The organism is Micromonospora lutea (assembly GCF_016863535.1).
GTDB lineage: Bacteria > Actinomycetota > Actinomycetes > Mycobacteriales > Micromonosporaceae > Micromonospora > Micromonospora lutea.
In genome coordinates this window covers 368,224-393,716 of record NZ_BOPB01000002.1, presented here as the reverse complement: position 1 = coordinate 393,716, position 25,493 = coordinate 368,224, and the positions used below count along the sequence as shown (strand labels likewise).

The window sequence follows — 25,493 nt, the reverse complement described above, 5'->3', positions numbered from 1 at the left end:
GCACCACGCGAGCGCCGGAGTGACGCCGGTGAGCGGTCAGGGGATCGGTCTCACCTGGGTGGCACCCCGCCAGCATCCGGTCCGGGCCAGGGGCGAGGCCCAGCCCCGGCCGGAGAGCTGCACCTGGGCCCAGACACAGGTACGCGTACTGGTCAGCAAGTTGCCGAAGGTGGAGATGCCGGCGTAGTCCATCGCGAAGTCGGCCTTCCGGCCGGCGTCGTCGCCGTCGACCACGGTGAGCTGGATCCGGGCGGGCCGAGGCACCTCCACGGCTGCGGGCACCGGCATGAACCGCGGCCAACTCGCTCCGCAGGATGGCGCGTAGCGTAGCTCGACCATTCCGATCACCCGCTCATCGACCAGCACGGCGGCACTGTCGACGGTGGTCACCGCAGGATCGGTGGCGCAGCCGGTGTCCTTCGGATCGGCACCGTCACGCAACTCTCCGGCACCCACAGCGGGTTCCGGTCCCTCCGTCGGTGACGCCGATGGTGCCGTCGCCGTCGGTCCGTCACCCGAGCGAAATCCCCCAGCCAGCCAGGGCAGGATCGCGAACCCCGCCGCCATCACGGCGGCCAGCGCCAGCGCGGCCTTCGTACGCCGGCCGTGTCGCTGCGGTGCGCCCGCGTCGCTCTCCGGCAGCCCGGTATCGGCCCGATGCGCCCTCACCGGAGCATCGTCAACCGGTCGGCTCGCCATGGCGCCAGGCGTCACCGCGCCGGCGGTCGTCGTCGCCCCGCCCGTCGCCGTCGCGGCGGTAGTTGTCCCGGCCGTCGCTGTCGTCGCCTCGGCAGTTGTCCCGGCCGTCGCCGTCGCGGCGGCAGTCGTCGCGGCGGTCGTCACGGCGACGGTTCTCCGCCACCGTTCGGTCCACTCGGCCTCGTCACCGCCGAGCGCTCGGACGTACGCCAGGGTGGTGTCCAGGGTTGGCAGCTTCCGCCCGCCCGCAGCCTCGGACAACGAACTTGCCGACCGGTGTGCCCTGCGGGCCAGCGCCTCATAGGTGGGGCGTCCACCCGCGTCGCGCAGCCTGCGTAGCTCGACCGCGAACGCCTGGAGGGGATCAGCGGTGGGGTCCAGGGGACGTTCCGCCCGGGCCATGAGCCGCTCCTCGAATTGATTGACCAGAACCGGGATTCATTGTCTGACGCGACACAGCGTAGAGATCAGGGTCGACGGACGGTAGAGATGAGTGGCCGGTCCTGCAGACCTCGGCAGCCCACCAATCGGAGGAACCATGACCATCCCCCGCGCCCTTCAACGTCTGATGTCGACCGCCGCTGCGGGCGTCCTCGTCGCCAGCAGCCTCCTGGTCGCCACCCCTGCAAACGCCGCCACGTGCAGCGGCACCAGCTGCGACGGCACCGATCCGGCCAGCACCGGATGCTCCGCAGACGCCCAGAACGCGAATGTCACGGACATCATGCACAACGGGGTCGTCGTGGCGGTGCTGGAGTTGCGGTGGAGCCCGAGCTGCCGTACGAACTGGGGCCGGATCAGCAACCGGGTGAGCCCGCAGAACGAGGTCCGGGTGTGGGCGTACCGAGGAGCCACCAAGACGGTCAAGACCCGCGGTTTCGGTCAGCAGTACTACAGCGACCAGCTCTACGGCTGGAACATGGTGGTGTGTGCGGTGGGCCGGGTGGACACCCCCGCCGGCGACAAGATCAAGAAGGAAGTCTGCGCCTGACAGCCGCCGATGTCGGCCCTGCGGTGCGAGCAGGACCGGCAGGCGTGACCGGGCCGGCGCGTCGGGGGACCACGCGCCGACCCGGTCACCTCCACAGCCCGCTGCGCGGTCTACTCGGCGCGGAGGTGGTCCAGGTCGTGGACGCCGGGGCCGAACCAGATCAGGATGCCGCGGACGTCGGCGAGGGCCGAGGTGTCGCAGGACATCTGCGTCATCAGGTCGATCGTCACGGTGTTGTTCGTGCCCTCGCCGGCCCAGCCGAACTCCGACTGGCACCAGGCCCACCCGGCACCGGTCTGCACCGCGATCGAGGTGGAGGTGCCCGTCGAGGTGCGCATGTCATAGCGGAGCACGCTCTTGGTCGACAGGTCCACCGGCTCGGGCAGGCTCACCCCGAACCACCCGCCGCCGGTCGCGGTCACCCGCAACCCGTACGCGCCGTCGGTGGCGAAGGCATCGGTCTGCGCCAGGGTGCCGGCGTCGGACTGCCAGTTGCCGGGCGCCCAGCCCTCCACGCCGGTCTCCCACGAGGCCAGCACGATCGGAGCACCGGGCGCGGGTTTGACGGTGACGGTCAGCTCGGCCACGTTCGACCGCCGACCGGCGCTGTCCGCAACGGTGTACGAGGCGACGGCCCGGCCCTGGAACCCCTCGGCGGGGGTGAACACGACCGATCCGTCGCGGCCCAGCGCGAACCGGCCGCCGGTGACGGAGATCGTGCGCTGCTGTCCGCGTACGCCTGGATCCAGGTCGATGGTGGACGGCCGGACGGTTGCCGCGTACGCGATGTCGTTGCTCGTCGGGGTGAGGGTGACCGGCGTGCCGGCCTCGGTGATCGACGTGTCGTGGTCGGCGACCGGTGGGCGGGGCCGGAAGCCGCGCCGGATGGTCTCCCCCGCGTTGCTCAGGGTGGTGCAGACCGGGCTCGGGCAGTAGACGGTGTAACCGTCGTAGTCCGGGTAGAGGGTGCCGTCGTCCTGGATACCGGAGAGGATCCAGTGCATCAGGCCGGTGCCGCCGGTGCGGATGAACGTGTCGGTCCAGCGCTGGTAGACCGGGTTGCGGGTGGCCTTGTCGTGCCAGCCGAACTCGCCCAGCACGGCCGGCTTGCCGATCCGCCTGGCCTCCCGGTTGTGCCGCTCGATCCAGCGCACGCTCCAGTCGGCGTCGGTGCCCCAGTGATCCGGGTACAGGTGGTAGCCGAGCACGTCGACCGCGGGCAGTCGGCTCAACGCGATCGAGTCGACGCCCTCGCCGCAGTTGACCGTCCAGTGCCCGGCGTCGGGGCCGTCACAGAAGAAGCCCTCGTCGCCGACGCCGACCAGGTGCCGGCGGTCGACGGACTTGATGTGCCGGCTCATCTCGTCGGCCCAGGTGGTGATGGTGTCGGTGGTGCACTGCGGCGACGGTGGGTAGACCCCGGAGCCCTTGCAGCGCGGCTCGTTGGCCAGTTCCCAGGCCATGATGGTCGGGTCGTCCTTGTACGCCACCCCGGTCAGCGTGTTGACCCGGTTGAGCAGGTGCGACACCCAGTCGCGGTACCAGCCGCGGATCACCGGGTCGGTGTAGAAGGCGTCGTGGTGCTCGGCGCCGCGCCACCGCACGTACTGGTCGATGCCGCCGAAGTCGCGCCAGTTGTTGGTCAACGGGATCACCACTCGGACACCGGCCCGGCGGGCGGCGTACAGCACGTAGTCGAGGCGCTCAAGGCCGTCCGGACCGTCGTTGACGACGGGCTTCGCTCCCAGTGCTGGAACCACACACCGTCGACGGGGCCGTGCACCGAGTCGGAGCCGCCCGGGGTGCCGATGTCGAGGAATCCCCAGTGCCGCAGCACGGTGAACCCGGCGGCCCTCGCGTCGGCGAAGACGTCGTCGACCATCGTCCGGGACTTGTACATCAGGTAGTAGTTGTTCGTCCCGGCGAACCGGAACGGCTTGCCGTCGGCGAACAACCGGTCGCCCCTGCGGACCACGAATCCCTGGTCCCGGCCACCGACTGCCGCCGTCACCACTTCGGGCGCGGCATCCGTCACCGGAGCTGCGGCCACCGCCGGCCCGGCACCCGCCGTCGCCAGCAGGCCAGCCATGGCCAGCAGTACGCCGGCCAGTCTCTTCCTCATCGGCTTCCCCTTCTGGTGGTGGTGTTAGGAAGGGGCCCTTCCTCTACCTGAGGCGTTAAAAGGGGGCCCTTCCTTGCAGGTCGTTGACGCAGCGGAGCACCGGGCGCGACGTCAGCGCGGCGGCGTCCAGCGGGGCGTCGGCCCGCACGGTGAACGTGGCCGACTCGCCGGGGAGCAGGGTGACCAGCGCCGCGTCGACCTCGGCGGACGGGTCGAGCCGGTCCGGGTACAGGGTCACGTCGCGCAGGATGGTGCGGGCGGTGACCCGCACCCGTTGACCGCCCTCAGTCGGTTCCACCGTCGCGTCGAAGGCTGCCGCCGGCCACGTCAGGTCGCGGTCCTCGGCGAAGAACCACCACGCCCGATCGGTCCGGTCACCGGTCTCGGCGACCAGCAGTTCGTTCCGGGCGTCGTCGGGCTGCGCCAGCTCGTCCGGCAACGCCACGGTCACCGCCGAGTACGCGGGCACCTCCAGCTCCAGCGTGGACTTCGCCTTCGGCTCACCGGTCAGGGTCAGCCGAGAGGCGATGGCCGATGCCCGCCACGGCTGCCCGCTGTCGTTGACCGCGACCAGGGCCAGCCCACTGCCGCGGGGCTGCACGGTGAGCAGCCGGTCGGCGTAGACGCGGCGCAGCGCGTACCAGAGGGGTTTGCGGCGGCCGTCGCCGTCGACGGCGGACCAGGAGGTGACCGGCCAGCAGTCGTTGAGCTGCCAGACGATGGCGCCCATGCACCGGCCCCGGTGGGAGCGGAAGTGTTCCACCCCGAGCGCGATGGCCCGGGCCTGGTTGAGTTGGGTCAGCCAGTGCCAGTCGTCGAAGTCGCGCGGCTCGGGCAGATGCGCCTCCAGGCCCCGGCGCAGTTTCCGGTCCCCGTCGGCAGCCTTCTGGTGGTGTGCCATGCCGGGCGAGTCATGGGTGAGCGGCTCGTCGGAGAGGGCCCGGCGCAACGTCGCGTACGCGGGTGGTCCCTGGTAACCGAACTCGGCGACGAACCGGGGCAGGTACTCCCGGTACGTGACGTAGTCGTCGGTGTTCCACACGTCCCAGATGTGCGTGGTGCCGTAGGCCGGGTGATTGGGGTGGATCTCCTCGCGGCCCGACCAGGGGCTGCCCGGCCAGTACGGTCGGGTCGGGTCCAACGTGGCGATGATGCGGGGCAGCAGTTCCAGGTAGTAGCCCCGCCCCCAGCTGCGCCCGGCCAGCGGTGCCTGCCAGTCCCAGTCGTGCCAGCCCCAGATGTTCTCGTTGTTGCCGGTCCACAGCACCAGTGAGGGGTGGGGCGCGAGCCGGATCACCTGTTCGCTCGCCTCGGCAGCCACCTCCGTGGCGAACGGCTCCTCCTCCGGGTACGCGGCGCAGGCGAAGAGGAAATCCTGCTGCACCAGCAGACCGCGTTCGTCGGCCAGGTCGTAGAAGTCCGCCGACTCGTACCGGCCACCGCCCCAGACCCGCAGCAGGTTGATGTTGGCGGCCTCGGCCTGGTCGAACCGGTGGGCCAGACGCTGACGGGTGACCCGGTTGGGGAAGACGTCGTCGGGGATCCAGTTGACGCCCCGGACGAAGACCGGCACCTCGTTGACGTACCACGCGAACGGGGCGCCGTGCTCGTCGGGGGTGGTGTCCAGGCGTACCGACCGGAAGCCGATCCGGCGGTGCCATTCGTCGAGTGTGCCGCCGTCGGAGTCGTGCAGGGTGACCGTCAGCTCGTGGCGGTGCGGAGCCCCGTGGCCCCGGGGCCACCAGAGTTCCGGCCGGTGGACGGTGAGGGTCAGCAGCGCGGAGGATCGCCGCGCCGGGAGGGTCACCTCGGCGTGCTCGCCCGCCACCTGCGCCCGCACGGTGAGTGGCCGATCGGCGGCCCGTTCCACGTCGACGTGCACCTGCACCCGGCCGGTGTCGCCGTCGACGGTGACTGCGGGGCGTACCACCGCCAGTCGGGCGACCGACCAACCGTGCAGGGCGATCTCCTGCCAGATGCCGGCGGTGACCAGCGTCGGTCCCCAGTCCCAGCCGAAGTTGCAGGCCATCTTGCGGATGAACTGGAACGGCTCCGGGTACGCGTTGGGTCGGTCGCCGAGCCGGTCGCGCTGCGCCTCGGCGTACCGGTAGGCGGAGTCGAAGCGTACGGCCAGGTTGTTGTCCTCGGCGCGGAGCAGGGCCGTGACGTCGAAACGGTAACCCCGGTGCATGTTCTCGGTGCGGGCGACCTCGACGCCGTTGAGCGTGATCGTGGCGACCGTGTCCAGGCCGGCGCAGACCAGGTCGAGGCGGGTGTGTTCGCCGGCCGGCCGGTCGAAGGTGGTCTCGTACGCCCAGTCGGTGCGCCCGATCCAGGCCAGCGCGGTCTCGTTGTCGTCGAGGTACGGGTCGGGGATCAGCCCCGCCGCCAGCAGGTCGGTGTGCACACAGCCTGGCACGGTCGCCGGCACCGTCGCCCCGTCGACCTCGGGTGGCACCTGCTGGTCGGGCACCGCCCGCATGGTCCACCCGTCGTGCAGCGCCAGCCGGACGGGGCGGTTTCCCCGCGCATCGCTCAAGATTGCACCGCGCCGACCGCCAGAGCTACGGCTACGACCCGCAGCCAACGAGGCGTGAACCCATCCTCCGAGACCATCGGAGACCCTCCAAGAATCGAGGAACATCGACTGAACCGGATAAGTGCAGCCACCGTACGGGGGCTCTTCCAGTGTGTCAACGACGAGTCGACGCCAGCTCCGACACCCGATCAGGGAGCCGGCCCTCATAGGCTGAACCGAACAAGCTCGGAACCGGCCGGTGTCGACCCGCCCGATAACGTCCGCAGGCTGCTGGGCGGGTAGCGTGTCCCACGCTGGCCCCGCCAACGACGCGGCCGGCAGGACGAACTGGTTCAGGAGGAACACCCCGGTGAAGCGACCCACGATCGCGGACGTCGCCCGGCGGGCGGGGGTCTCCAAGGGCGCGGTCTCGTACGCGCTGAACGGCCAGCCGGGTGTCTCCGAGGCGACCCGGCAGCGCATTCTCGCCATCGCCGCCGAGATCGGGTTCAACCCGAGCAGCGCCGCTCGTGCCCTGTCCGGCGCGACCGCCCGCGCCATCGGCCTGATCCTCGCCCGACCGGCCCGCACACTCGGCATCGAACCCTTCTTCATGGAGTTGATCAGCGGCGTCGAGGCGGAGCTGTCCGCCCGGTCGTACGCGTTGACCCTCCAGGTGGTGGCCGACCAGAGCGCCGAGATCGCGGTCTACCGGCGATGGTGGGGTGAGCGACGGGTCGACGGCGTGCTGGTCTGCGACCTGCGGACCGACGATGGGCGGGTGCCGGTGCTGGAGGAGTTGGGCCTGCCGGCCGTGGTGGTCGGCGGTCCGACCGGCACCGGCGGGTTGCCCAGTGTCTGGTCGAACGACGCGGCGGCACTGGTGGAGACCGTGGAATACCTCTACGCCCTCGGTCATCGGCGGATCGCCAGGGTCGGTGGCCTGCCCGAGCTGCAGCACACCGCGATCCGCACCCAGGCGTTCACCGAGGTGTGCCGGCGTCTCGGCCTCGCCGACGCGGTGACCGCCTCCTCCGACTACACCGGCGAAGAAGGCGCACGGGCCACCCGGCGGCTGCTCAGCTCCCGGGTCCGGCCCACCGCGGTGATCTACGACAACGACGTGATGGCGATCGCCGGGCTGTCGGTCGCCCAGGAGATGGGACTCGTGGTCCCCGCCGACCTGTCCATCGTGGCCTGGGACGATTCCCCGCTGTGTCGGCTGGTGCACCCGCCGCTGACCGCGCTGGGCCGGGACATCCCGGCCTACGGGGCACACGCGGCGCGCCAGTTGCTCCAGCTCATCGAGGGAGCCCCGACAGTCGGGCTGGAGGACGAGACCCCCCACCTGACCCCGCGCGGCAGCACCGGCCCACCGCCACCTGATGAAGCGGTTAAGCAATCCCGGTGATCAGCGCGACGTCGAGGGAAACTCCTCGAAGAACGCCTCGACCCGCTCCGCGGTCGCCGGCCGGGCCAGCTCGAACCCCTGGCCGTACCGGCAACCCGCCCGATGCGCCGCATCAACCTGGTGAGCCGACTCCAGTTCCTCGGCCACCACCTCCAGGCCCAGCCGCTCGGCCACCGTGACCACCACGTCCAGTAGGGGACGGTGCGGGTCGCCACCGACCGTGGCCACTTCCGGCCCGACCTTGAGCAGGTCGATCGGCAGCCGCCGGAGCTGGGTGAGGGAGGCCTGCTCGGCCCGGAAGTCGTCCAGGGCGGTGCGGATGCCCATGGAGCGCAGCCCCGCCAGCCGGGCCACCACCGTCGGCAGTTCGGCGGCGACCTTGGGCTCGGCGACCTCGATGACCAACTGGTCCGGTCCGATCCCGTACGCCTCCAGCACCGCCGCCGTGCGGGGTACGAAGTCCGGTGAGGTGAGTTCCCGAATGGTCACGTTGACCGCCATCCACAGCCGTCGCCCGCCCACCGTCCAGTCGGCCAACTGGCGACAGGCCCGGTCCAGCACCCACACCCCCAGCTCACCCACGATGTCGAGATCCTCGGCCACCGGGAGCAGCTCCGCCGGGAACACGGTGCCCAACACCGGGTTGCGCCAGCGCAGCAGCGCCTCCGTACCGACCGGAGCCCGATCGGCCAGGCCGAGCACCGGCTGGTAGACCAGATCCAACTCGCCCCGGGCGACCGCGCCGGGCAACTCCCGCTCCAGGTCCAGCCGACGGACCAGTTGCTCTTCCAGGTAGGCGTCGTACCACTCGACCCGGTCCCGGCCGAGCTGGGCCGCGCGCCGACGGGCCAGGTCCGCCTGGCGGAACAGATCCTCCGGGCACCCTCTGCCCAGCTCGGCCAACCCGACGCTGGGCCGCGACCGCAGCACCGCCCCGGAGACCTCGTAGGGCCGGCTCAGCGCGGTGAGCAGCCGGGCACCCAGCGCGTACGCCAGCACCGGGCCGGATCCGCTGATCACCGCGAGTCCGCTTCCGGCCAGATCGAAGACCTCGTCCTCGTCGGCTGCCACGGCCCGGGCCCGGCGCACGGCCTCGGCGGCCACGTCGTCGCGCACCAGCCGGCCGGGCAGCTCGGTGAGATGCAGGTCGACCACGAGCAGGGCACCGCAGGCCGGTTCGGGACGGGACGCCAACGCCCGCAGCAGGGCGACGCGACCGGTCGGGCCACCCGGATCGATGACCGCCGGTGCCGTCGAGGGTTCCGGAACGGGGTCGACGGCGGTCGCTGCCGGGTCGGTGCCGGTCGGCCCGTCCGTCGACGTCGAGGCGACGCCGACGAGCTCACGCATCACCAGCGGCGGGACGGCGGCGAGCGCGAGCAGCACCGCCGTACGGTCGGGTAGGAGGCCGGCCTGCAACTGGTGGACCACCGCGAACACCACGGCGACCGGTGGCAGCACCGCCCGCGGCCAGCGCAGCGTGGCCTGCCGGGCCGGCGCGACCTGGGCCACCTGCCGGCCCCCGGCGGCGACCAGCAGCACACCGGCCACGAGTGGCGGTACTGCCAGCAGCGCCGCACGCCCGGCAGCGGGACCGGCCGGCAGCGCGGCCACCAGCACCAGCGCGAGCAGGGTCAGCATCGCGCCACCACGACAGCGGGCGCTCCCGCTGTGGCGGTCCGGCCCCGTCAGCACGGCCAACGCGTCGACGGCGAGCAGGCCCAGAGCCACCGCCACCGCCAGCCGCACCGGGGCCGTCACCCCGGCGTACGGCAGCAGCAACCAGGCGGTGAGCACCAGACAGACACCCGGCGCGGCCTGGTCGAGTAGGCGATGCAGGCGACCCCGGACCGACGGACGGGATCGGTGCGGCAGGCTGAGCAGGCCCCCGCCGAGCAGCGCCGCGGTCCCGACGAGCCCGGCCACCGCGGCCGCCGGTCGGTATCCGGCGGAGGCCAGCGGTAGCACGGCAGCCGTCAGTCCGGCGGCCACCACCGCCGCGTGCAGCAGGGCGGCGGCCCGGCGCGGACGCGCCGCCCGACGGCGGGCCAGCCGTCCGACGGGCGGGCCGGTGGTCGAGTCGGGGATCAGGGTCAGCCGGGACAACCGCGCCCCGGCCAGTGTGGAGGCGGCCGCGCCGGTGAGCGCCACCACGGCGAGGGCTGGCAATGGACCGGCCGCACCGAGGGCGGTCAGCACGGCGGTGAACGCGAGTACGCAGCTCTCCGGCAGGAGCGGACGGTGGCCGGTGACACGGGACGGTGCGGCACGGAACACAGACGCGACGGGCACGACGGTCGCCTTCGTGAGGGGGCACGGGGGCGGTACGCGGGCGGTGGACATGGTCCACCGCCCACCATCGATGAACGAGCGGTCCGGCGTTAAGTGACGGCGAATCGACAGTGAGTCAGGTCACCACAACTGAGCGTCCCGATCGGCGCGCGAACGCGTACCGGTGGGCCCCGCTCGGGTGGTCGTGCCGTTCGTGACCTCGGCCCACCGCCGGCCGTTCCGGCTCGGGTGCGATCATCTGGTCATGCCTCGCACCGACACCGCACGATTCCGGCACAACCAGGCCATCCTGGTCGGGGCGATCGTCGCCACCATCGGCGCCCTCCCGCTGGCCAGTGCCCGCACCTATCTGCTGCCGGTGCTGGCGGTGCCGCTGGCGGTGGCCGTCTGGGCCTGGCGGGCCGGCACCGACGCCGACGTACAGGGGTTGCGCGTCCGGGCGCTCGCCGGAGAACTCCGCATCCCCTGGGACCAGGTGGTGGAGCTGACGGCGGATCCACGCGGTCGCGCGGTGGCCCGACTCGACGACGGTCGGTGGTTCATGCTCCCCGCCGTACGCGGTGCGGACCTGCCCCGCCTGGTGGCGGCAGCCGGGCACGACGCCGCCGAGTCGGATCAGTAGCCGTCCACCACCACGTTGCGCGGCGGCTCGCCCGCCACGAACCGTCGGATCTGCTCCCCGACCAGGCGGTACGCCCTGGGCAGCAGCCCCCGCACCGAGCCGGCCACATGCGGAGTGATCAGCACGTTCGGCATCTCCCAGAGCGGATGGTCGACGGGTAGCGGCTCGGGATCGGTCACGTCCAGCGCGGCGGAGATCCGTCCGGTGGCGAGCTCGGCGACCAGGGCGTCGGTTCGGGCCACCGGGCCCCGGGCGGCGTTCACCAGCAGTGCGCCGTCCCGCATCGCGGCGAGGAACGTCTCGTCGACCAGCCCACGGGTCTGTTCGGTCAGCGGCACCAGCAGCACCACGACATCGGCCTGCGGCAGCAGTCGCGGCAGCTCGTCGACGCCGTGTACGCCCTGCTCGGGTCGAGCGGTCCGGGCCACCAGCACGAACTCCACCTCGAACGGCGTCAGTCGGTCCCGCAACGCGGTGCCGATCGAACCCGCACCGACGATCAGCACCCGTTTGCCAGCCAGTTCGTCGGTCGGGGCCACCTCGTCGTACGCCCACTGCCGTCGGGCCTGCGCCCGCGCCATGACCGGGAAGGCCCGCAACTGGGACAGGATCGCGGCGACCACCCACTCGGCGGTGGACGGGTCGTGCACCCCTCGGGCGTCACAGAGCGTGACATCGGCCGGTACCCGCCCCACCCAGGCGTCCGCGCCGGCGGTGAGCAGCTGCACCACCGCCAGGTCGGGCAGCTCGTGCAGCAGCGTCACCGCGTCCCCAACGGTCGGGAAGGGCGGTACCCAGAACCGGACGCCGGCCACCGGCGAGGGCAGCTTCGCCGGGTCCTCCATCGTCTCGACGGTGACCTCCGGCGGCAGCTCGCCGAGAAGTGCGTGGCCGACCTCGTGCGGGATCCATACCTTCACCTCGCCGACGATAGGCGTCGCCCCGGGCCGACCAGCCGATGGGGGTCGGCCCGCCTCGCCTTCCACGGGGACCGCCCGGGCGGGCTACTCTGGGGCGGGTGAGCGCCCCCTCGTACCTCCGCGCCCGTCAGGTCCGTGCCGCCCTCGTGGCGTCCTGCGCGACGCTGCTGCTCATCGCCAGTGGTTGCAGCCTCGGTGACCCGGAGCCCGACCCGGCGGGCGAGCCACCGAACCTGCCCCGCCCGACGGTCACCGCGGGCGACGGCGACAAGGAGATCGTCGCCACCGTGCTGGCGCAGGGGTTGCGGGTCCCGTGGGGGATCGCCTTCCTGCCCGACGGCGGCGCACTGGTGACCGAACGTGACAGTGGTCGCATCGTCCAGGTCGGGCCGGAGTCGACCGCGGACGGTCTGAAGATCGCTGGGGTGCAGACCATCGGCGACGTGGTCGCCTCGGGCGAGGGCGGACTGCTGGGCATCGCGGTCTCCCCGGAGTTCGCCCAGAACCGGACGGTCTTCGTCTACTACACCGCCGAGCGGGACAACCGGGTGGCTCGGATGCGGCTCGGTGAGGAGCCCACCCCGATCCTCACCGGCATCCCCAAGGCGGGCATCCACAACGGTGGCGGTCTGGCGTTCGGACCCGACGGGCAGCTCTACGCCAGCACCGGCGACGCCGGGAAGACCGACCAGTCGCAGGACGTCAAGCAGCTCGGCGGCAAGATCCTGCGGATCACGCCCGAGGGGAAGCCGGCTCCCGGAAACCCCTTCCCGGACTCCCCGGTCTGGTCCCTCGGTCACCGCAACGTGCAGGGCATGGCCTGGGTCGGCGAACGGATGTACGCCGTCGAGTTCGGCCAGAACACCTGGGACGAGATCAACCAGATCACCAAGGGCAAGAACTACGGCTGGCCCGAGGTCGAGGGGCGCGGCGACGACGACAAGTACGTCGACCCGATCGTGCAGTGGTCCACCGACGAGGCGTCCTGCTCCGGCCTGGCCGCGACGGAACGGATGCTCGCCACCGCGTGCCTGCGCGGTCAGCGGCTCTGGCTGGTCGAGCTGACCGAGACCGGCACGGTCCTCGGCCAACCGCAGGACCTGCTGACCGAGCGGTACGGGCGACTGCGCGGGATCGCCGCCGCGCCGGACGGCTCGCTCTGGGTCAGCACCTCCAACCACGACGGGCGCGGCCAGCCCGCTCCCGAGGACGACCGGTTGCTGCGTCTCGTCTTCGCCGGTGGCGGTGCCGGGCGCGGCTGAATCGGCCGCGCGACCCGTCATCCCAGGTTTGCCAAGATCTTTCGTCGGGCAGGTCAGAATCTCAACATGGACGGTCAGCAGAACGAGGAGCCGCGCCGCGATCGGGACGGGGAGACCCCCACTGGTCGCGCCCGCCGCTTTCCATCGATGCGACGCTCCGCCGTACCGGATGGTGGCGAAGTGCGGCACCGCGGGCTGCGTCGGCTGGCCGTCGCCGGGGCCGTCCTGGTCGTCGCGCTGATCGGTGTGCTCGCCGGTGTCATGGCGGGCGGGAACGTGAGCACCGACATCGGGCCGTTCCAGGCCCGGCTCTCCGTGTCGCCCGCGACCACCGGCGGTACGACCGTCAACATCCCGCCGCTGGGCTCGCTGCTGCTGGAGAGCCACAGCGGGCCGACCCACCTGACCGTGCAGTTGGGCGCGCTGGACCAGAGCCGGGTCGAGGCGTTGTTCGACGACCCGGCGAGCCTCAACCGGGCCACCCAGTCCGCCGTCGACGAGGTCCGGGAGGGGGTGCTGCGGCTCGGGCTCCGCACGATCGCTTCCGCCGTGCTCGCCACCCTGGTGCTGGCGCTGCTGGTGTTCCGGGACACCCGCAGGGCCGCCTGGGCCGGCGGCCTGGCGCTGCTGATCACGGTCGGCAGTCTGGGCACCGCGGCGGCGACCATCCGGCCCCAGGCGATCGAGGAGCCCCGGTACGAAGGGCTGCTGGTGAACGCCCCGGCGATCGTCGGTGACGTACGCAAGATCGCCGACGACTACACCCGGTACGCCGAGCAGCTCCAGCGGCTCATCGGCAACGTCACCCAGCTCTACACGACAGTGTCGGCACTGCCGGTGTACGAGCCGGAGCCGGGCACCACCCGGGTGCTGCACATCTCCGACCTGCACCTCAACCCGAGCGCCTGGCAACTCATCCGGACCGTGACGGAGCAGTTCGGCATCGACGTGGTGGTCGACACCGGCGACATCACCGACTGGGGCAGCGAGCCGGAGGCCTCCTACGTCGGGTCGATCAGTCTGCTGGAGAAGCCGTACGTGTACGTCCGGGGCAACCACGACTCAGGCCGTACGGCGGCGGCGGTGGCCCGTCAGCCCAACGCGATAGTGCTCGACAACACCACGACCACGGTCGCCGGGCTCACCATCGCCGGAATTGGCGATCCCCGTTTCACTCCGGACAAGAGCACCTCGCCGGCCAGCGGTGGGCTGAGCCAACCCACCGCCAACGAGCTGATCACCAATGGCGAGAAACTCGCCGCCACGATTCGTACCTCGCCCCGACCGGTCGACATCGCGCTGGTGCACGACCCCTCCGCCGCCGGCCCCCTGTCGGGCACCTGTCCGCTGGTGCTCGCTGGGCACACCCACGACCGGCGGGTCAACACGCTGCCGGAGGTGCCCGGCCAGCAGACCACCACGCTGATGGTGCAGGGCTCCACCGGCGGTGCCGGGCTGCGCGGGCTGGAGAGTGACGAGCCGACTCCACTGGCGATGACGGTGCTCTACTTCGACCAGGAGAAACGACTCCAGGCGTACGACGACATCACCGTCGGCGGCACCGGCCAGGCCCAGGTCAACCTGGAACGCACCGTCATCGCCCCACCCCCCACCCCCCTCCAAACCCCAACCCCATCCCCCTCCCCACCCATCACCCCAACCCCCACCCCAACCCGCTAACCCCCACCGTCCCCTCCCCCTCCCCTCCTCCCCTCCTCCCCTCGCCCCGATGATCATGAGGTTGTTGCTTCGGAGAGCGCTCTCCACTGGCAATAACCTCATGATCACCGGGGCGATCACCGGGGCGTGGGGCGAAGGGTGGGGCGAAGGGTGGGGCGAGGGGTGGGGCAAGGGGTGGGGCGAGGGGTGGGGCGAGGGGTGGGGTGGGAGGGGAGCCGGGGGGTCAGCGGAGGGCTAGGGCGGCTAGGGCGGCGTTGACGATGCTGCCGGGGAGCAGGTCGTGCAGGTCGTAGAGGTCGGAGACGGTGCCGGACTGGCCGAACTCGTCGACGCCGAGCGGCACGGCGGGTGCGCCGACCGCCGAGCCGAGCCAGGCCATGGCGTGCGAGGCGGCGTCGTGGACGGACACCACCGGCACCCGGTCGGCGAAGGCGGACCGCAGCGCGCCGGGCACGCTCGGCACGGTCGCTGTGCGTACGCCCTGACGCAGGGTGCGCTGCCAGGCCCGGTAGAGGCGGTCCAGGCTGGTCACGTCGACGACGTGGGCGGCGACACCCTCGTCGGCCAGTTCGGCTGCGGCGGCCAGCACCTCCGGCAGCACCGCCCCGGAAGCGGCCAGTTGCACCGTCGGCGCGTCGGCCAGGTGCGGGTACGCCTGGTGGGCGTCGACCAGCCGGTACGCCCCGGCGAGCACCTGCCGGCGCAGCACCGCGTCACCGAGCCGGGCCCGAGCCGCCTCGAACGGCGCCTGGTCGATCGGCCGGGTGCTGAGCCGGAAGTAGTACGCCCCGTCCTCGGCCGGCACCGCCGTCGGCGTCGGCCGTACCGCGCCCGCGATGTGCCCGAAGGCGTCGCAGAGCAGCCAGTCGAGGCTGGCCGCGTACGCGGGTTCGACGAAGGTCACCCCGGGCAGTTCCAGGCCCACGCTCGCGGTGATGGTCGACTGGTGGGCACCGCCCTCCGGGGCGAGGGTGATTCCGGACGGGGTGCCGGCGACGACGAACCGGGAACCGGAGTAGGTGCCGTAGAGGAAGGCGTCCAGACCGCGCAGCACGAACGGGTCGTAGACGGTGCCGACCGGCAGCAGCGGCTGCCCGGACAGGTCCCAGGCCAGGCCGAGCTGGCCGAGCAGCAGGAACAGGTTCATCTCGGAGATGCCCAGCTCGATGTGCTGGCCCTCGGGGCTCTCCGTCCAGCGCAGCATCCGGTCCTCCGACCAGGAGCGCTGGGCGGTGGGGGCGAACACCCCGGTCTTGTTGATGAACCCGGCCAGGTTGGTGGAGGTGGCCACGTCCGGCGCGGTGGTGACGAGGTACCGGCCGACCTGCGGATCGCGGGCCAGGTCGACCAGCACCCGACCGAAGACCTCCTGGGTGGAGATCGGCTTGTTGGCGCGTACCGCCGTGCTCTGCGGGACGGTGACCCCGAGCGCCCGCTCGCGGGGCGCGCGGGACAGGGCCTCCCGACGCTGCCCGGCCCGGATCCCGGCCGGCGACGCCGGGTCCAGACGGTCCCACTCGGTGTCGCGGGTCAACCCCTGCGCGGCGCGCAACGCGTCGACCTGTTCGCTGGTCAGCAGGGCCGAGTGGTTGCGCGGGTTGCCGGCGATGGGCAAACCCCACCCCTTGACGGTGTACGCGAACACCACGCTCGGGCGGTCGGTCACCGCGTCGCACTGGGCGTACGCGTCCAGCAGCGCCGCCAGGTCGTGCCCGCCCAGGTCGGTGACGAGCGGGCCCAGGTCCTCGTCGGAAACATCGGCCAGCAACGCCGCGATGCCTTCGGGGGCACCGTCGAGGAACTGCTTGCGCAGCGTCGGGCCGGTCAGCCCGAACAGCGACTGGTACTGCTCGTTCGGCATCGCGTCGATCCAGTCGCGCAACGCGCTCCCGCCCGGCCGGTCGTACGCCTCGGCGAGCCGGCGGCCGTACTTCACCTCGACCACGTGCCAGCCGGCAGCCTCGAACTGGCCGCGCCACTGGTCGATCCGCACCCCGGGGACGACCCGGTCGAGCGACTGCCGGTTGAAGTCGACCACCCACATCACGTTGCCGAGGCCGGTGGTGGCCGGGTCGGCGACGGCCTCCCAGATGTTGCCCTCGTCCAGCTCGGCGTCACCGATCAGGGCGATGAACCGGGAGTGCGGGCGGGCCCCGAAGTGGGCGTCGACGTAGCGGCGGGTCACCGCGGCGAACAGCGGCGCGGCCGCGCCGAGCCCCACCGAGCCGGTGGAGAAGTCCACCTCGTCCGGGTCCTTCGTCCGCGACGGGTACGACTGGAGTCCACCTCGCGCCCGTAGCCGGGGCAGGTACGACCGGTCCAGATTGCCCAGCAGGTACTGGATGGCGTGGAAGACCGGGGAGGCGTGCGGCTTCACCGCGACCCGGTCCTCGGCGTCCAGGTGGGCAAACCACAGCGCGGTCATCGCGGTGACCAGCGAGGCGCTGGACGCCTGATGCCCGCCAACCTTCACCCCGTCACCGGTGCCGCGATCGTGGTTGGCCGCGTCCACGATCCGCGTGGCGAGCCACAGCACCCGCCGCTGGATCTCGTCGAGGACATCGAGGTCGCGCTGGTTCACGATCAACTCCATCCGGGCGTCTCCGTTGACGCCCTCGCGAGGGGTGGTGCGGGCCACCGGGGGGTGGCCGGGTGGATGTTAGTAAGGGCCCCTTCCTCTACACCAGGCGGTAAGAAGGGGCCCTTCCTTGCACGTCAGGGGGTGAGGCGTTCCAGGATCAGGGCGCGGACGGTCTGGGCGTCGGCCTGACCCTGGGTAGTCTTCATGACCGCGCCGACCAGGGCGCCGGCGGCGGCGACCTTGCCGGAGCGGACCTTGTCGGCGATGGCCGGGTTGGCGGCGATCGCCTCATCGACCGCCGCGGTCAGCGCGCCCGTGTCGGAGACGACCTCCAGCTTGCGGTTGGTCATGATCTCGGTCGGCGAACCCTCACCGGCGACCACGCCCTCCAGCACGGTACGGGCCAGCTTGTCGTTGAGCTTCCCGGCGTCGACCAGGCCCTGAAGCTCGGCGACCTGGGTCGGGGTGGCGCCGATGTCGGCCAGTTCCACGCCCGTCTCGTTGGCCCGCCGGGACAGCTCACCGAGCCACCACTTGCGGGCCGCGGCCGGTGTCGCACCGGCCGCCACCGTCGCCTCGATCAGCTCGACCGCGCCGGCGTTGAGCACCGACTGCATGTCCGCGTCGGAGAGACCCCACGCCTGCTGGAGCCGGCGGCGGTGCAGCCGGGGCAGCTCCGGCAGGGCGGCCTTCAGTTCCTGCACCCAGGCCGGGTCCGGCGCGAGGGGCACCAGGTCCGGTTCGGGGAAGTACCGGTAGTCGGTGGCGGTCTCCTTGGACCGGCCGGGGGTGGTGTCCCCGGTGTCCTCGTGGAAGTGCCGGGTCTCCTGGGTGATCCGCCCACCCGCGCCGAGGACGGCGGCCTGGCGCAGCATCTCGGAGCGGACCGCCCGCTCGACCGAACGCAGCGAGTTGACGTTCTTGGTCTCGGTCCGCGTACCCCACTCCTGGCCCGGCAGGTTCAGCGAGGTGTTCACGTCGCAGCGCAGGGAGCCCTCCTCCATGCGTACGTCGGAGACGCCCAGGGAGCGGAGCACGTCACGCAGCTCGGTGACGTACGCGCGAGCCACCTCGGGCGCCAGCGCGCCGGTGCCGGGGATCGGCTTGGTGACGATCTCCACCAGCGGAATGCCGGCCCGGTTGTAGTCGACAAGCGACTCGGTCGCACCGTGGATCCGACCGGTGGCGCCGCCGACGTGCAGCGTCTTACCGGTGTCCTCCTCCAGGTGCACCCGCTCGATGCCGATCCGCACCGTCTCGCCGTTGACCTCGACGTCCAGGTAGCCGTCGACGCAGAGCGGCTCGTCGTACTGGCTGATCTGGAAGTTCTTCGGCATGTCCGGATAGAAGTAGTTCTTCCGGGCGAACCGGCACCACGTCGCGATGGAGCAGTTCAACGCGAGGCCGATCCGGATGGTGGCCTCGATCGCCGCCTTGTTGGCCACCGGCAGCGAGCCGGGCAGCCCCAGGCAGACCGGGCAGACCCGGGTGTTCGGCTCGCCGCCGAAGTCGGTCGGGCAGCCGCAGAACATCTTGGTGTTCGTGCCCAGTTCGACGTGGGTCTCCAGGCCGATCACCGGCTCGTAGCGCGCGACGACCTCGTCGTACGCGGGCAGTGTCGTGGTCATCGGTGCTCCTGCCTCACAGTGCCGGTGGGGTGAACGTGCCGACGGCGCTCTCCAACGCGGCGGCGACCCGGTACATCCGGTCGTCGGCCAGCGTCGGTGCCATCACCTGAAGTCCGACCGGCAGCCCGTCGGAGAGCCCGCACGGCACCGAAATGCCCGGCCCGCCGTACAGGTTGGTCGGGATGGTGAACAGGTCGGCCAGGTACATCTGGTACGGATCGGAGGTCCGCGCGCCGAGGGGGAAGGCGACGAACGGGGTGGTCGGCGAGATCAGCGCGTCGACCCGTTCGAACGCCGCGGTGAAGTCGCGGGTGATCAGCGTACGCACCTTCTGCGCCTGCCCGTAGTAGGCGTCGTAGTAGCCGGAGGAGAGCGCGTACGTGCCGAGCATGATGCGGCGCTTGACCTCGGGGCCGAAACCGACCTCCCGGGTCAGCGACATGACCTCCTCCAGCGACCGGTTGCCGTCGTCGCCGACCCGCAGGCCGAAGCGCACGCCGTCGAAGCGGGCCAGGTTGGAGGAGCACTCGCTCGGTGCGATCAGGTAGTACGCCGGCAGCGCGTAGCGGAAGTGCGGGCAGGAGACCTCGACGATCTCCGCACCGAGTTTGGTCAACGTGGCGACGGCCTCGTTGAAGGCGGCGGTGACGCCGGGCTCCGCGCCCTCGCCGCCGAACTCGGTGACGATGCCGAGCCGTACCCCGCTCAGGTCGCCGGTAGCGCCGAGCTTCGCCGCGGCCACCACGTCCGGCACCGGCGCCGGGATGGAGGTGGAGTCACGCGGGTCGTGCCCGCCGATCGCCGCGTGCAGCAGCGCCGCGTCGAGCACGGTACGCGCGCACGGGCCGGGAGTGTCGAGCGAGGAGGAGAAGGCCACCAGGCCGTACCGGGAGGTGCCGCCGTAGGTCGGTTTCGCGCCGACGGTGCCGGTGACCGCGCCGGGCTGGCGGATCGAGCCGCCGGTGTCCGAACCGATGGCCAGCGGTGCCTCGTACGCGGCCAGGGCCGCCGCGCTCCCCCCACCGGAGCCGCCCGGGATCCGGTCGGTGTCCCACGGGTTACGGCTCGGCCCGTACGCCGAGTATTCCGTGGAGGAGCCCATCGCGAACTCGTCCATGTTGGTCTTGCCGAGCATGACCGTGCCGGCGGCGCGCAGCCGTTCCACGATCGTCGAGTCGTACGGCGGATGCCAGCCCTCAAGGATCTTCGACCCGACGGTGGTCGGCACGCCCTTGGTGGTGAGGACGTCCTTGACCGCGACCGGCACACCGGCCAGCGGGCCCAGTTCCTCGCCGGCCGCCCGGCGGGCGTCGATGTCGCGGGCGGCGGCCAGCGCGCCTTCGGTGTCGACATGCAGGAAGGCGTTGATCCGGCCGTCGACGGCGGCGATCCGGTCCAGGTGGGCCTGGGTGACCTCGACGGCGGAGGCCGCACCGGTGGCGACGAGCCCCGCGATCTGCGTCGCGGTCATTGCGGTGACGTCGGTCATGAGGCCACATCCTCGTCCAGGATCCGCGGTACGCGGAACCGCTGCTCCTCCGCGTCGGGGGCACCCGACAACGCTTCCTCGGGTGTCAGGCACGGCGTCACGACGTCCTCGCGGAGCACGTTGGTCAGCGGCACCGAGTGGGAGGTCGGCGGAATGTCCGCGGCGGCGACCTCGCCCACCTGCGCGACCGCCTGGAGGATCACATCGAGCTGACCGGCGAAGGTGCCCAGCTCCTCCTCCGTCACGGCGAGCCGCGACAGTCGCGCCAGGTGCGCGACCTCCTCGCGGGAGATGGCGGCCATCGGTGCCCCCTTCGTGGCTGTGCTACGTCTGCCTGACCTGCGTCCACCGCGGCCGGTTACGCGACGCGCGGTGACGGCAGCGAGTCTATTGTCTGGAGCGACCGTCAGGATCAGCGGGCGTGCCGGCGCGGCACCTCCGCGTCGTCGTGGCCGCCGAACGGCCGTAGCGGACGGTACCGGGCCAGCCAGGCGACCAGTTCCTCGGCCGGCATCGGCCGGGCGTAGAACCAGCCCTGCGCGGCGTCGCAGCCAGCCGCGTGCAGCATTCGCCAGGTCCGCTCGTCCTCCACCCCCTCGGCCACCACCCGCAGCCCGAGCGCCTTGGCCAGCTCGATCGTCGAGCGGACGATCGCCGCGTCGTCGGTGTCCTCGGTCATGCCGAGGACGAACGAACGGTCGACCTTCACCTCCGACAACGGCAGCCGGCGCAGGTGCTGAAGCGAGGAGTAACCGGTGCCGAAATCGTCCAGCGCGATGCCCACCCCGATCCGGTGCAGGCGGGTGATGGTGGTCAGCACCCGGCGCGGATCGGCCATCAACGCGCCCTCGGTGATCTCCAGTTGCAGCCGCTCCGGAGCCACGCCGTAGCGGGCCAACCGGTCGGCGATCTGGTCGGCGATCTCGCCGGTGTGCAGGTCCCGCACGCTGACATTGACCGCCGCCCGCAGTGCGAGGCCGGCCGCCGACCACTTGGCGAGCTGCTCCACCACGTCGTCGACCACGCGGCGGGTGAGCAGACGCATCACCGCGCTCTGCTCGGCGACCCGGATCAACTCCTCCGGGTCGACCATCCCCCGCCGTGGGTGTCGCCAGCGCAGCAACGCCTCCACCCCGACCACCTCTCCGGTGGCGATGGCGACCTGCGGTTGGTAGTACATCATGATCTCGCCTGCATCGATGCTGGGCTCGGCGCCGGGGCGGTCGTCGGCGGTCGACGTCGTGGGATCCGCTCCGTCGCCCCTGAGACCTGGCGGGGCACCGGCACGCGTCTCGGACCACACCGCACCGCCGGTCGTCGCATCATCGGCATCCGCGTGCCGGGCCGCCCGGCGCAGGGTCGGGTCCGCACCGGTGATGATCCGGGCAATCAGTTCGTCGTCGTGATCCACCGCCCGGGGACGGCGGCGTCGCCGGCTCCACCATCGGGCGTCGGTCGACTCGCGCAGTGCTGTGGGAATGGGCAACACCGCGCCGTCCCCGCCTCGAACGGTGGTCACGTCGGCCGGGCCGGATCCGTCGCCCCGGCCCGCCGCGCCGACCTCCAGCACCCGGCGCAGGTCGGCCAGCAGGCCCAACCGCTCAGCGGAGTTGTGGTCGGACTCGGCGGTGTAGACCGCGACGGTGTCGTTGCGGTGCTTCGCGTCGTACATCGCCACGTCCGCGTGCCGCATCAGGGTGGCGAAGTCCTCGCCGTGTTCCGGGTACAGGGCGATGCCGATGGAGCCGCCGACATCCAACGGCAACCCGTCCAGCGGCACCGGCTCGGCGAGCGCCTGGACGACCTGGTCGGCCAGCGCGCGGGCCTCGCTGACATCGGTGAGCCCGGTCATCACGATCGCGAACTCGTCACCGCCGAGCCGGGCGACCATCTGCGGCGGCGCGACCACGTCGGTCAGCCGGGCGCTCACCTCCACCAGCAGCCGGTCGCCGACCGCGTGTCCGAGCGCGTCGTTGACGTTCTTGAAGCGGTCCAGGTCGAGCAGCAGCAGCGCCAGCCGGGCACCGGGCTCGTCTCGGGCCGCTCGTTCGGCGTGCCGGTGCACCTGCTCGTTGACCTCCGCGAGCAGCGCCTTGCGGTTGGGCAGCCCGGTGAGCGGGTCGAGTGCGGCCAGTTGGTGCTGCTCGACGGTGAGCCGGGCCATCCGGTACACCGCGAAGAGCGGGACCAGCACCAGCGGCACCAGGGCGGCGCTGGCTCTCGCGGCGGTGACCAGCACCGGCGCGAGCAGCAGCAGCGACCCGGTGGAGAGCAACTCGAAGGGCAGCCCGTGCCACGCGTTGGGCCACCACCGCTCGCCGAATCGCAGCCGCACGGCAGCGGTGACCAGCCCGTAGTTGACGGCGAACCAGGCGATGCCGGCACCACCGATGGCGGCGACGTCGGCCCACCCCAGCGCACCGCCGGCGAAGATGCCGCCGGGCCCGAGCCGGGTGATCGCGTACGCGGCGGCCAGCGAGCAGGCGTACTGACCGGCGTTGAAGGCCGTCCGCCAGGGTGCGTGCCGCATCCTGATCCCGGACACCACCACGGCGACCGCCTGCACAGCAACCGCGGGGCCGAGCCCCCAGCCGAGCAGAATCGCGAAGGTGAAGCAGGTCGAGGGGAAGACGGCCGAGGAGGACTGCCCGCGCCCGGGCGGCAGGAAAGGGCGCGCGTCGCAGGCCACGGCGAGCACCGCCATCGTCCAGAACGCCGCCGGCAGGTCGGGCAGGGCCGACGCGAGTGACACCAGCCCGTCCGCCGAGACGAGCACGGCCACCAGGAGTACGGCCGCGACGAACGTCGAGAACTGCGCCGTCCGCCCGGGCGGGACGAGGTTGCGTGGATCGGGCGACTCCATCACACCTCCCGGCACGAGAACGGCCCGTGGGTCCACGTGCCGTGCCCCAATGAAACGCCCCCACCACCCACTTACCCGTCGCGACAGTCACGAATCGGTCGTAGTCGTAATTAAGTTGGTATCCAGCAGAGTGTCCTAAGAGCGGCCGCTCTAAAGATCGTTACTCCGCTACGCGGGCCACCTGCCGGGCTGCCTCGGGGCCGGCGTCGAGCAGCACCTGGAAGCCCTCCTCATCGAGCACGGGCACCTTCAGGCTCGCCGCCTTGTCCGCCTTGGACCCGGGGTTGTCGCCCACCACCACGAAGCCGGTCTTCTTCGAGACCGAGCCGCTGACCTTGCCGCCCCGGGACTGGATCGCCTCGGCGGCCCGGTCTCGGGAGAAGCCGTCGAGCGTGCCGGTCACCACCACCGTCACCCCTTCCAGCGGACGTGGCCCCTCCTGTACCGCCGACTCCGCCATGCGGACACCCGCCTCGGCCCACTTGCGGACCACCTCGCGGTGCCAGTCGACGGCGAACCATTCGCGGATGCTGGCGGCGATGGTCGGGCCGACACCGTCGACTGAGGAGAGTTCCTCCTCAGTCGCCTTGTCGATCGCCTCGATCGAGCGGAAGTGCCGGGCCAACGCCTGCGCGGCGGTCGGCCCGACGTGCCGGATGGAGAGCGCCACCAGCACCCGCCACAGGTCCCGCTGCCGGACCGTGGCGAGATTGTCGAGCAACTTGACGGCGTTGCTGCCGAGGCTGCCGTCCTTGTTGACGAAGAACGGCGCGCGGGCCAGCCGCTCGGCGTCGAGCGCGAACAGATCTCCCTCGTCGGTGATGATCTGCGCATCGAGCAGCGCCGCGCCGCTCTTGTAGCCGAGCGCCTCGATGTCGAAGGCACCACGCCCGGCCAGGTGGAACACCCGTTCCCGCAACTGTGCCGGGCAGCTGCGCGAGTTGGGGCACCGGATGTCGACGTCGCCCTCCTTCGCGGGAGCGAGCGGGGTGCCGCAGGCCGGGCAGGTGGTTGGCATGACGAACGGGCGGGCGTCCGGCGGACGCAGGTCGACCACCGGTCCGAGCACCTCGGGGATGACGTCACCGGCTTTACGGATCACCACCGTGTCGCCGATCAGGACCCCCTTGCGCTCGACCTCGCGGGCGTTGTGCAGGGTGGCGTACTCGACGGTGGAACCGGCCACCCGGACCGGCTGGAGGACCGCCCGTGGGGTGACCCGACCGGTCCGGCCGACCTCGACCTCGATGTCGAGCAGGGTGGTGTTGACCTCCTCCGGCGGGTATTTGAAGGCGATCGCCCAGCGAGGTGCCCGGCTGGTCGAACCCAGCCGACCCTGGATGGGCACCGGGTCGACCTTCACCACCACACCGTCGATCTCGTGCTCGACGTCGTGCCGATGCTCCGCGTAGTACGCGATGTAGTCCCGGACGCCGGCCAGGTCGGGCACCACCCGCCAACGGTCGCTGGTGGGCAACCCCCACGCCGCCAAGGCCGCGTACGACTCGGACTGGGCGATGGGCTGGAAGCCGCGGCGGGCGCCGATGCCGTGCACCACCAGGCGCAGGGGGCGGGAGGCGGTGATCCGCGGATCCTTTTGTCGCAGGCTGCCGGCTGCGGCGTTGCGTGGGTTGGCGAAGGGTGCCTTGCCCTGCTCCACCAGGCTGGCGTTGAGGTCGGCGAAGGCGGCCACCGGGAAGTAGATCTCGCCGCGTACCTCGATGAACTCGGGAGGCGGCCCGAAGTCGGCCGAGTCGGTCAGCCGGCTGGGCACGTCCCGGATGCTGCGTACGTTCGCGGTGACGTCCTCGCCGGTACGACCGTCGCCGCGGGTGGCCGCCCGGACCAGCCGACCACCTTCGTAGGTGAGGTTGATCGCCAGCCCGTCGACCTTCAGCTCACACAGGTATGGCGCCGGGCCGCCGGCATCCCGCTCGACCCGCTCCGCCCAGGCTGCCAGTTCCTCGTCGGCGAAGGCATTGTCCAGCGACATCATCCGCTCGGCGTGGGTGACCGGGGTGAAGTCGGTGGAGAACGTGCCGCCGACCCGCTGAGTCGGTGAGTCCGGGGTACGCAACGCGGGAAACTCCGTCTCCAGCGCCTCCAACTCACGCAGTTGACGGTCGAAGTCGGCGTCGGAGACGGTCGGTGCGTCGAGCACGTAGTAGCGGTACTGATGTTCGGTCAGCTCCTGGCTGAGCGTGGCATGCCGCTCCCGCACCTGCGGCGTCGGCTCGGGGCCGGCGGCCTCCTGCGCCGCATCGACCTGCTGGGGAACCGTTTCCTCGGACACCCTGCCGCCTTCGGACACCGTCGTCGACCTCCCGTGATCGTGCTACCCCCGCACGGTAGTGCCCGGGTGGGACAACGGTGCCGCCACCCGGCCTGACATGCCAGAAACCCGGCCGAGCGACC

At 71.7% G+C, this 25,493-nt stretch carries 17 protein-coding genes; 5 read left to right on the top strand and 12 right to left on the bottom strand.

All coding sequences use genetic code 11. From position 1 onward, the window contains the following. Nucleotides 1–36: 36 nt before the first annotated feature. The gene (locus Vlu01_RS03200; protein WP_203992956.1) at nucleotides 37–1,101 is read right to left on the bottom strand and encodes a helix-turn-helix domain-containing protein; all 1,065 of its coding nucleotides are present in this window, start codon (nucleotides 1,099–1,101) and stop codon (nucleotides 37–39) included. A 136-nt stretch (nucleotides 1,102–1,237) separates the two neighbouring features. On the opposite strand from Vlu01_RS03200, the gene Vlu01_RS03195 reads away from it, so the two are divergent. Further along, nucleotides 1,238–1,690, top strand: coding sequence for a DUF2690 domain-containing protein (locus tag Vlu01_RS03195; RefSeq protein WP_203992953.1), 453 nt, complete (start codon nucleotides 1,238–1,240; stop codon nucleotides 1,688–1,690). A gap of 110 nt (nucleotides 1,691–1,800) precedes the next feature. On the opposite strand, the gene Vlu01_RS03190 is transcribed toward Vlu01_RS03195, so the two are convergent. From Vlu01_RS03190 to Vlu01_RS03180, 3 genes are read right to left on the bottom strand one after another with little or no spacing between them, the layout of a single operon-like run. Beyond that, nucleotides 1,801–3,450 carry a cellulase family glycosylhydrolase gene (locus Vlu01_RS03190; RefSeq protein ID WP_203992949.1) on the bottom strand — a complete coding sequence of 550 codons (1,650 nt, stop codon included), beginning with the start codon at nucleotides 3,448–3,450 and terminating at the stop codon, nucleotides 1,801–1,803. Continuing rightward, nucleotides 3,342–3,812, bottom strand: a complete 471-nt coding sequence (locus Vlu01_RS03185) for a hypothetical protein (RefSeq protein ID WP_203992946.1) — start codon at nucleotides 3,810–3,812, stop codon at nucleotides 3,342–3,344. The genes Vlu01_RS03190 and Vlu01_RS03185 overlap by 109 nt, the downstream gene beginning before the upstream one ends. Before the next feature lie 55 nt (nucleotides 3,813–3,867). Beyond that, nucleotides 3,868–6,294, bottom strand: a complete 2,427-nt coding sequence (locus Vlu01_RS03180) for a glycoside hydrolase family 2 protein (protein WP_203993609.1) — start codon at nucleotides 6,292–6,294, stop codon at nucleotides 3,868–3,870. Nucleotides 6,295–6,700: 406 nt separating this feature from the next. Between Vlu01_RS03180 and Vlu01_RS03175 the strand changes: the two genes are divergently transcribed. Next, nucleotides 6,701–7,741 (top strand): LacI family DNA-binding transcriptional regulator, encoded by a 1,041-nt coding sequence (locus tag Vlu01_RS03175; protein ID WP_203992942.1) that lies wholly within the window; start codon nucleotides 6,701–6,703, stop codon nucleotides 7,739–7,741. On the opposite strand, the gene Vlu01_RS03170 is transcribed toward Vlu01_RS03175, so the two are convergent. Further along, on the bottom strand, nucleotides 7,742–10,033 hold the full coding sequence (locus Vlu01_RS03170; protein ID WP_239095658.1) for a bifunctional diguanylate cyclase/phosphodiesterase: 2,292 nt from the start codon (nucleotides 10,031–10,033) through the stop codon (nucleotides 7,742–7,744). Between the two features lie 244 nt (nucleotides 10,034–10,277). Here Vlu01_RS03170 and Vlu01_RS03165 point away from each other — a divergent pair, with 244 nt between their 5' ends. Then, complete coding sequence (locus Vlu01_RS03165; protein ID WP_203992936.1) at nucleotides 10,278–10,655, top strand: PH domain-containing protein; 378 nt, start codon at nucleotides 10,278–10,280, stop codon at nucleotides 10,653–10,655. On the opposite strand, the gene Vlu01_RS03160 is transcribed toward Vlu01_RS03165, so the two are convergent. Beyond that, complete coding sequence (locus Vlu01_RS03160) at nucleotides 10,649–11,575, bottom strand: 2-hydroxyacid dehydrogenase (protein WP_203992933.1); 927 nt, start codon at nucleotides 11,573–11,575, stop codon at nucleotides 10,649–10,651. The two genes, Vlu01_RS03165 and Vlu01_RS03160, sit on opposite strands and share 7 nt — an antisense overlap. A gap of 38 nt (nucleotides 11,576–11,613) precedes the next feature. Here Vlu01_RS03160 and Vlu01_RS03155 point away from each other — a divergent pair, with 38 nt between their 5' ends. Beyond that, a complete protein-coding gene (locus Vlu01_RS03155; RefSeq protein WP_203992930.1) occupies nucleotides 11,614–12,837 on the top strand; it encodes a PQQ-dependent sugar dehydrogenase in 1,224 nt (407 codons plus the stop codon). A gap of 66 nt (nucleotides 12,838–12,903) precedes the next feature. Continuing rightward, the gene (locus Vlu01_RS03150) at nucleotides 12,904–14,517 is read left to right on the top strand and encodes a metallophosphoesterase family protein (RefSeq protein ID WP_203992915.1); all 1,614 of its coding nucleotides are present in this window, start codon (nucleotides 12,904–12,906) and stop codon (nucleotides 14,515–14,517) included. 223 nt (nucleotides 14,518–14,740) lie between these two features. Here Vlu01_RS03150 and Vlu01_RS03145 read toward each other — a convergent pair whose 3' ends face one another. From Vlu01_RS03145 to ligA, 6 genes are all read right to left on the bottom strand, one after another. Continuing rightward, nucleotides 14,741–17,098 (bottom strand): thiamine pyrophosphate-binding protein, encoded by a 2,358-nt coding sequence (locus Vlu01_RS03145; protein WP_203993606.1) that lies wholly within the window; start codon nucleotides 17,096–17,098, stop codon nucleotides 14,741–14,743. Nucleotides 17,099–17,232: 134 nt separating this feature from the next. Beyond that, nucleotides 17,233–18,726, bottom strand: a complete 1,494-nt coding sequence (gene gatB / locus Vlu01_RS03140; RefSeq protein ID WP_203992912.1) for an Asp-tRNA(Asn)/Glu-tRNA(Gln) amidotransferase subunit GatB — start codon at nucleotides 18,724–18,726, stop codon at nucleotides 17,233–17,235. A 13-nt stretch (nucleotides 18,727–18,739) separates the two neighbouring features. Further along, on the bottom strand, nucleotides 18,740–20,215 hold the full coding sequence (gene gatA / locus Vlu01_RS03135) for an Asp-tRNA(Asn)/Glu-tRNA(Gln) amidotransferase subunit GatA (RefSeq protein WP_203992909.1): 1,476 nt from the start codon (nucleotides 20,213–20,215) through the stop codon (nucleotides 18,740–18,742). Then, complete coding sequence (gene gatC, locus Vlu01_RS03130; protein WP_203992906.1) at nucleotides 20,212–20,517, bottom strand: Asp-tRNA(Asn)/Glu-tRNA(Gln) amidotransferase subunit GatC; 306 nt, start codon at nucleotides 20,515–20,517, stop codon at nucleotides 20,212–20,214. The genes gatA and gatC overlap by 4 nt, the downstream gene beginning before the upstream one ends. A 110-nt stretch (nucleotides 20,518–20,627) precedes the next feature. Then, nucleotides 20,628–23,078: a putative bifunctional diguanylate cyclase/phosphodiesterase gene (locus Vlu01_RS03125; RefSeq protein ID WP_203992902.1), complete on the bottom strand. Its 2,451-nt coding sequence runs from the start codon at nucleotides 23,076–23,078 to the stop codon at nucleotides 20,628–20,630. Between the two features lie 160 nt (nucleotides 23,079–23,238). After that, on the bottom strand, nucleotides 23,239–25,389 hold the full coding sequence (gene ligA / locus Vlu01_RS03120; protein ID WP_373307263.1) for an NAD-dependent DNA ligase LigA: 2,151 nt from the start codon (nucleotides 25,387–25,389) through the stop codon (nucleotides 23,239–23,241). Between the last annotated feature and the right edge of the window lie 104 nt (nucleotides 25,390–25,493).

Bases quoted from the DNA above. Each gene is read 5' to 3' on its own strand.
- Vlu01_RS03200 (WP_203992956.1), bottom strand. From the start codon at position 1,101: ATGGCCCGGGCGGAACGTCCCCTGGACCCCACCGCTGATCCCCTCCAG.
- Vlu01_RS03195 (WP_203992953.1), top strand. From the start codon at position 1,238: ATGACCATCCCCCGCGCCCTTCAACGTCTGATGTCGACCGCCGCTGCG.
- Vlu01_RS03185 (WP_203992946.1), bottom strand. From the start codon at position 3,812: ATGAGGAAGAGACTGGCCGGCGTACTGCTGGCCATGGCTGGCCTGCTG.
- Vlu01_RS03180 (WP_203993609.1), bottom strand. From the start codon at position 6,294: ATGCGGGCGGTGCCCGACCAGCAGGTGCCACCCGAGGTCGACGGGGCG.
- Vlu01_RS03165 (WP_203992936.1), top strand. From the start codon at position 10,278: ATGCCTCGCACCGACACCGCACGATTCCGGCACAACCAGGCCATCCTG.
- Vlu01_RS03155 (WP_203992930.1), top strand. From the start codon at position 11,614: ATGGGGGTCGGCCCGCCTCGCCTTCCACGGGGACCGCCCGGGCGGGCT.
- Vlu01_RS03150 (WP_203992915.1), top strand. From the start codon at position 12,904: ATGGACGGTCAGCAGAACGAGGAGCCGCGCCGCGATCGGGACGGGGAG.
- gatB (WP_203992912.1), bottom strand. From the start codon at position 18,726: ATGACCACGACACTGCCCGCGTACGACGAGGTCGTCGCGCGCTACGAG.
- gatA (WP_203992909.1), bottom strand. From the start codon at position 20,215: ATGACCGACGTCACCGCAATGACCGCGACGCAGATCGCGGGGCTCGTC.
- gatC (WP_203992906.1), bottom strand. From the start codon at position 20,517: ATGGCCGCCATCTCCCGCGAGGAGGTCGCGCACCTGGCGCGACTGTCG.
- Vlu01_RS03125 (WP_203992902.1), bottom strand. From the start codon at position 23,078: ATGGAGTCGCCCGATCCACGCAACCTCGTCCCGCCCGGGCGGACGGCG.